Below are 5,756 nucleotides of genomic sequence, written 5' to 3'. Positions count from 1 at the left end.
ATAGTCAGCCCAGAATCCCGGTTCAAGGCTATGCGCCTCAAACCAAACCGGGTGATGCTCAATTTTACGCGCTATTGGAGAAGCTCCAAGCGGTGGACTTTGTGTTGGTCGAGTTGAATTTGTATCTGAATACACATCCGGATGATTTGCAGGCTATCGAGCAGTTCAACAAGCTGACACAGGAAAGAACGGCCATTGCTAATGAATACCAACTCCTATATGGACCTTTGCAAAATTTTGGTCGCGCTTATTCCAAGTATCCTTGGGAGTGGAATCAAGCGCCTTGGCCGTGGCAGGTATAAGCAGGTACAACCATTAATAAAGGAGGAACATGAATGTGGGTATATGAGAAAAAGCTGCAATATCCTGTACGTGTCAGCAAATGCGACCCTCACATGGCCAAGTTGCTTATGGAGCAGTACGGGGGAGCGGATGGAGAGCTCGCAGCAGCTTTGCGTTACCTGAATCAGCGGTATACCATCCCGGATAAAGTGATCGGTGTACTGAATGACATCGGGACGGAAGAATTTGCCCACCTCGAGATGATTGCAACGATGATTTACAAGCTGACGAAGGATGCGAGTGTGGAGCAATTAAAGGCGGCTGGTCTGGGCGAACATTATGCGGCACATGATCGTGCGTTATTTTATGAAAACGCGGCGGGGGCTCCTTTTACCGCGACCTATATTCAAGCCAAAGGCGATCCCATCGCGGATTTATATGAGGATATTGCGGCAGAGGAAAAGGCGCGAGCTACATACCAGTGGCTGATTGATTTGACAGATGATGTGGATTTGCAGGATAGTTTAAAGTTTCTGCGTGAACGTGAGATCATTCATTCGCTGCGTTTTCGTGAGTCAGTAGAAATTTTGAAGGGGGAAAGAGACCGGAAGAAAGTATTTTAAGGGAATTTAGCAGGGAGGGCCATCTGCAAATGCAGGTGGCCTTTCTGTTTATAATCTTAAACAATCAACTCGAACCTATCCCCTAATATCAACTGTTTAGAACGATGGATTTTTTGGCCGTCTGGATTACAAACGGTACTTTTAATACACAGCAGAGGATAGCCTTCCTCAATATTTAAATAGGTAGCTACATCAAAAGAGGCAAATTCCATAACTATATATTTTCTTGATATTCCAAATGTAATCTTATGTTTATTTTTTAAAATATCATAAAGAGATATATTATTTAAATCCTCTTGTAACAAAAAAGAAAAAGAAGAAGGGAAACGTGAATACTCTACAGATACCGGCACATTGTCAGCATACCTGATTCTTTCTATATTGATAACTTTATCCCCTGGCATTAAACCTAAATGTTTCTGATCCGATGCTGTAGCATCTTCAATCACGCATTTTATTACTTTGGCACCAGGCACTTTATTTTGTAATTTACAAGTATCGCTAAATCCAATGGTCTCTACGACATTTTTTTTGATTTTATCTTTTGTAATAAATGTTCCTTTTCCGGGAATCCGTACCAAATAACCTTCAGAGGTAAGGGAATCCAGTGCCGCACGGACAGTTACACGACTCACATTATTGGCTTCACTTAATTCTAATTCTGTAGGGAGTTTGTCTCCTGGTTTTAGGGTACCGTTGTGGATGGAATCTAAAATTTTTTCTTGCAGCTGTCTATATAACGGTGAAGATTCTGAATGATCAATCATGCAGTTCAACCTCCAAATCAAGTTTTTATAAATGTATTATATTGTTTTATATCAGTATGTTTATATTATAACAGCATATACAATTTATGAATAGCTTGTAAGCCCTTGCAATAAGGGGTTTATCCTTTAAAAATCGGGGAAATTGAAGCAGTACTCTAGAAAAAATAGTAAAGTGTTATTGTTTCATGTATTGTTTTGTGTTATTGTTTGTTTAGAACATTCCAATACATACACCGGTGTGGAATGGAAAACAAGTAAATGTATCATACAAGGAGGAAATGATAATGGAAATCAAAAAAATTATTGAAGAAATTGTAGTAAATAAACAAGAGGCTGGCGGTATTAAGCAGGTATATTATGTAGCTTGCGGCGGCTCTTATGGTGCTTTTTATCCTGCAAAAACATTTCTTGAAAAAGAAGCAAAGGAAGTTAAGGTAGGTCTTTATACCAGTAATGAGTTTGTGCATAACACACCTAGAGCATTTGGAGAAAATTCAGTACTGGTAGTGGCATCACATAAAGGGAATACACCAGAGACTGTGAAGGCCGCAGAATTAGGTAAAACAGCAGGAGTTCCAGTTATTGCATTAACATGGGTTGAAGATTCTCCTATTACAGAACAAGCAGACTATGTGGTGAAGTACACATTTGGGGATGGCAAAGATATTGCCCGCGAAAAAACCATGAAAGCACTAATGACGGCGATAGAGGTCTTAAATCAGACCGAGGGATATGAGCATTATGAAAAATTCCTGGACGGAGTAGGAAAAATAGATCGAATTGTTAAAAATGCGTGCAAACACGTGGAAAAGCGTGCGCTGGCTTTTGCAAAAAACCATAAAGATGATTCCGTAATCTACACCATGGCAAGCGGAGCTGGCTACGGGGCTGCCTATATGCAAAGCATCTGCATTTTTATGGAGATGCAATGGATTAACTCTTCCAGCATACATTCAGGTGAATATTTCCATGGGCCATTTGAGATTACTGATGCTGAAATACCATTTGTCATTCAGGTCTCTGAAGGAAGTACCCGAGCTTTGGATGAAAGAGCGTTAAAGTTCCTTAACCGTTATACCCAGAGGGTAGAGGTGTTAGACGCAAAGGATTTGGGACTGTCTACCATTGACAACTCTGTGGTTGATTACTTCAATCATTCCCTATTTAATAATGTTTACCCCGTTTATAATCAAGCTTTGGCCGTTGAAAGAGCGCATCCGCTTACAACTCGTAGATATATGTGGAAGGTTGAATATTAATCTTTTAGCAACCTTTAGAGGGGATATTCTTATGGAACAATATAAGGTTATTGGCATTGGTGACAATGTAGTAGATAAATATGTCCACCAGGGTATGATGTACCCTGGTGGAAATGCCTTGAACTTTTGTGCGTATGCCAGAATGTGTGGGATGGAGGCATCTTATTTAGGTAAGTTTGGTAATGATCCTATAGCTCAGTATATTCAAGAGGTTATAGACGATTTAAAGATAGAACATAACCATTGCCGGATTTTTGAAGGGGAAAATGGGTATGCACGGGTTACATTGGAAGACGGTGATCGTGTATTTCTGGGCTCCAATAAAGGCGGTATTGCAAAGGAAAAGGCATGGGATTTTACGGAAAGTGACTTGAACTACATTAAAAATTTCTCCGTAATTCATACCAGTCTAAATAGCTATATAGAGCAGGATCTCGCAACATTAAAAAAAACGAATGTGCCTATCTCCTATGATTTCTCGGTACGCTGGAATGATGAATATTTGGAACAAATATGCCGGTATGCGGACATTTCATTCCTTTCATGCAGTCATTTAACGGAAGCTGAAAGAAAAAGAGAAATGCTAAAAGCACAGAAATTCGGTTCAAAAATAGTGATGGGTACTGTGGGGGAAAATGGATCATTTGCTCTCTATAAAGATCACTGGATGCACCTGCCGGCCGTATTGACGGATGCCGTGGATACGATGGGAGCGGGGGACTCTTATATAACCGCTTTTATTGTAGAGATGATTAGAAGCTCTAAAGCCGGCAAGATTTTCTACAGTGAAGATGAGGATATGCTTCGGAGTATCAAAGCTAGTATGGAAAAAGGAGCGGTTTTTGCGGCTAAAATATGCCAGATAAACGGAGCTTTTGGCCACGGCACACCCATTCGTTGTTCAGACTCGGAAGAATAGGCATGATAAGAATTTTGTAAGCGTATTCAATGAAGGGCGGCTACGCCCTTGTAGATAATGAAAGATCGGTAAAGTTCGTAAAATCCAAAAAAGGGAGAATTCTTATGTTTTGGTTTGAGCTATTGATCATCTTTTTACTCATTTTCTTCGGCGCTAGAGTTGGCGATGTTTTTATGGGCTTGCTCGGTGGAGTGGGCGTAGCGATTTTTGTATTTATCTTTCATGTCCAACCAGCGGCTCCCCCCATTGATGTGATGCTGATCATTTTAGCGGTTGTATTGGCTGCCTCTGCGCTGCAGTCTTCAGGCGGACTTAACTTACTCGTCCAGATTGCAGAGAAAATGCTTAGTAAGTCACCTAAGAATATTACAATCATAGCTCCAATCATATCCTGGTTATTTACCTTCTTATCAGGAACCGGGCATGTCGTATATAGTTTATTGCCTATTATCAATAAGCTTGCCATTGATAATGATATCAGGCCGGAAAGACCCATTTCAAATAGTATCATTGCTTCCCAACAGGCAGTAACTTGCTCGCCGGTTTCAGCAGCTACTGCTGCTATGATTGGATTTATGTCACCCCTTGGAGTAAGTTTGGGAACTATCTTGGTCATTTCCATACCTGCTACACTCTTAGGTGTCATTACAAGTGCGGTGTGTACGTTGCGTAAAGGGAAAGAATTATCTGAAGATTCGGAATATTTGCATAGATTGGCAGAAGGTTTAATTGAAAAATCAGAAAAGAAGGCTGAGAAAAAAGAAACTTCAAAAGGAGCGAAAGCCGCTGTTGTTCTCTTTTTGATGGGGGTTTTAGCCATTGTTATTATGGGGATGTTTACTCAGCTGCGTCCATCCTGGGTGCTGAATGGCGAGGTTACTAGTCTATCAATGCCGCATACTATTGAAATGATTATGCTAGTCTGCGCTACTATGATTATTATCGCATGCCGTCCTGCGATTGAAACGATTCTTAACGGACCCATATTCAGGGCAGGGGCGCTGGCTATGGTTTGTGCCTTTGGGTTAGCCTGGATGAGCAGTACCTTTATTAACGGACAAACCGCTTTTATTCAAGATCATGTTGCTACGATTGTAAATAGCCATCCATGGATGCTTGCTGTTATCATGTTTATCGTTGCTGCTTTAACTACGAGTCAAGGTGTCACAACATTAATTATGATACCTATTGCCATTGCACTTGATTTGCCTACCTACATCATCATTGGAGCGTGGATGGCTGTAAATGCAAACTTCTTTTTACCAGTATCTGCTCAGTGCCTTGCGGCCATATCTTTTGATACAGCGGGTACGACTAAAATTGGTAAATATGTATTGAACCACAGTTTTATGATACCTGGAATGATTAATATTATTTTATCTGTAATATTAGCTACTTTACTTGGAAGCGTTTTAATATAGCGTCGTGTAAAAAGGAGGTTTCTAATTATTATGGTACAGATATCACAAGTTGCGGCTGCAAACTATCTTTATAAAAGATATTCTTTGGAGTATTTTTTAGATTCTGTTGCAAAGCTTGGATTCCATAATATTGAATTGTGGGCTTCAGGTCCACATCTCCATTTAGACTATTTTACGTATCAGGATATAAAAAAATTAAATACAAAAATAAAAGAAAGAGGGTTAAAGACGATCTGCTTTACCCCTGAACAGTATGTCTACCCGGTAAGCATCAGTCATCCTGATCCGGAGTATAGAAAGAGAAGTGTTGAGTTTTTTTGCCGGCATATTGAAGCTGCATCTTTGCTGGAATGTGACAAAGTGTTGGTGACCACAGGCATCGCCTACTTGGATGTTGATGAGACAGAAATGTGGAAATGGTGCAGAGAATCTTTAGGCGAAATATGTAAAACAGCAGAAAAAGAGGGGATTTACCTTCCCGTGGA

Annotated in this window: 7 protein-coding genes; 6 read left to right on the top strand and 1 reads right to left on the bottom strand. The window is 40.3% G+C overall.

What is annotated here, in order from left to right; genetic code table 11:
* Positions 1 to 302, top strand: a 302-nt coding sequence (locus tag AC5V8P_RS22670; RefSeq protein ID WP_495473887.1) for a spore coat protein CotJB, incomplete at its 5' end; no start/stop codon positions are given.
* 33 nt (positions 303 to 335) lie between these two features.
* On the top strand, positions 336 to 905 hold the full coding sequence (locus AC5V8P_RS22665; protein WP_063213142.1) for a manganese catalase family protein: 570 nt from the start codon (positions 336 to 338) through the stop codon (positions 903 to 905).
* Positions 906 to 961: 56 nt separating this feature from the next.
* Here AC5V8P_RS22665 and AC5V8P_RS22660 read toward each other — a convergent pair whose 3' ends face one another.
* Positions 962 to 1,672, bottom strand: coding sequence for a GntR family transcriptional regulator (locus AC5V8P_RS22660; RefSeq protein WP_064796242.1), 711 nt, complete (start codon positions 1,670 to 1,672; stop codon positions 962 to 964).
* A gap of 284 nt (positions 1,673 to 1,956) precedes the next feature.
* On the opposite strand from AC5V8P_RS22660, the gene AC5V8P_RS22655 reads away from it, so the two are divergent.
* The 4 genes from AC5V8P_RS22655 to AC5V8P_RS22640 form a co-directional block, all read left to right on the top strand.
* Positions 1,957 to 2,931: an SIS domain-containing protein gene (locus AC5V8P_RS22655; protein WP_064796241.1), complete on the top strand. Its 975-nt coding sequence runs from the start codon at positions 1,957 to 1,959 to the stop codon at positions 2,929 to 2,931.
* A gap of 31 nt (positions 2,932 to 2,962) precedes the next feature.
* Complete coding sequence (locus tag AC5V8P_RS22650) at positions 2,963 to 3,850, top strand: PfkB family carbohydrate kinase (protein WP_064796240.1); 888 nt, start codon at positions 2,963 to 2,965, stop codon at positions 3,848 to 3,850.
* 104 nt (positions 3,851 to 3,954) lie between these two features.
* Positions 3,955 to 5,271 (top strand): anaerobic C4-dicarboxylate transporter family protein, encoded by a 1,317-nt coding sequence (locus AC5V8P_RS22645; protein WP_064796239.1) that lies wholly within the window; start codon positions 3,955 to 3,957, stop codon positions 5,269 to 5,271.
* A 30-nt stretch (positions 5,272 to 5,301) separates the two neighbouring features.
* Positions 5,302 to 5,756, top strand: a 455-nt coding sequence (locus AC5V8P_RS22640; protein WP_495473886.1) for a sugar phosphate isomerase/epimerase family protein, incomplete at its 3' end; no start/stop codon positions are given.

The sequence above is a fragment of the Paenibacillus sp. N119s genome, assembly GCF_059447605.1.
Note: the sequence above shows the minus strand (reverse complement) of the source record. Positions and strands in the feature narration are given on the sequence as shown.

Coding starts and splice junctions, on each gene's coding strand:
- AC5V8P_RS22660 (WP_064796242.1), bottom strand. CDS start 1,672: ATGATTGATCATTCAGAATCTTCACCGTTATATAGACAGCTGCAAGAA.
- AC5V8P_RS22645 (WP_064796239.1), top strand. CDS start 3,955: ATGTTTTGGTTTGAGCTATTGATCATCTTTTTACTCATTTTCTTCGGC.
- AC5V8P_RS22650 (WP_064796240.1), top strand. CDS start 2,963: ATGGAACAATATAAGGTTATTGGCATTGGTGACAATGTAGTAGATAAA.
- AC5V8P_RS22665 (WP_063213142.1), top strand. CDS start 336: ATGTGGGTATATGAGAAAAAGCTGCAATATCCTGTACGTGTCAGCAAA.
- AC5V8P_RS22655 (WP_064796241.1), top strand. CDS start 1,957: ATGGAAATCAAAAAAATTATTGAAGAAATTGTAGTAAATAAACAAGAG.